This window comes from Mesorhizobium sp. M2E.F.Ca.ET.209.01.1.1, assembly GCF_004010375.2.
Classification (GTDB): domain Bacteria; phylum Pseudomonadota; class Alphaproteobacteria; order Rhizobiales; family Rhizobiaceae; genus Mesorhizobium.
Genome location: NZ_SADP02000466.1, coordinates 1 through 362, shown reverse-complemented (window position 1 = coordinate 362; position 362 = coordinate 1). Strand labels below are relative to the sequence as shown.

Genomic DNA, 362 nt, shown 5'->3' with positions numbered 1-362 from the left:
AAAGGTCGGCACGTGATAGGGTGGGTTAGGCCCCCACCAGCCTTTCCAGTTGTCGTCCGGCCACGGTCCGCGGCTCGGCGCGAACATATTGCGGCCGAGGATCCAGGCGCCGACATTCTCAAAACTACTCACGGCAAACTCATTATCGGTATCCGTCGTTCCGCCATCCTTGCCGATCATCTGGTGGAACGAGCGGGTTTTGATCATCCATTTGTGCAGGTTTTCGCCGCCCACGCCGAGCGGGTTGGCGAGGCTCTGGTCGGGGCCGGCGCCGTAACCGTCGAGCGACAAGGTGAAAGCATTGACACGCAGCCTGGACATCATTGGCCTCCTGACCCAGTTGTGATTTGCAAGCGGTCAAC

General features: G+C 59.9%; 1 pseudogene. It reads right to left on the bottom strand.

Annotated features, from left to right (window positions below):
* Nucleotides 1-321: pseudogene (locus EN852_RS36505) on the bottom strand (dihydrofolate reductase); the annotation flags it as partial.
* Between the last annotated feature and the right edge of the window lie 41 nt (nucleotides 322-362).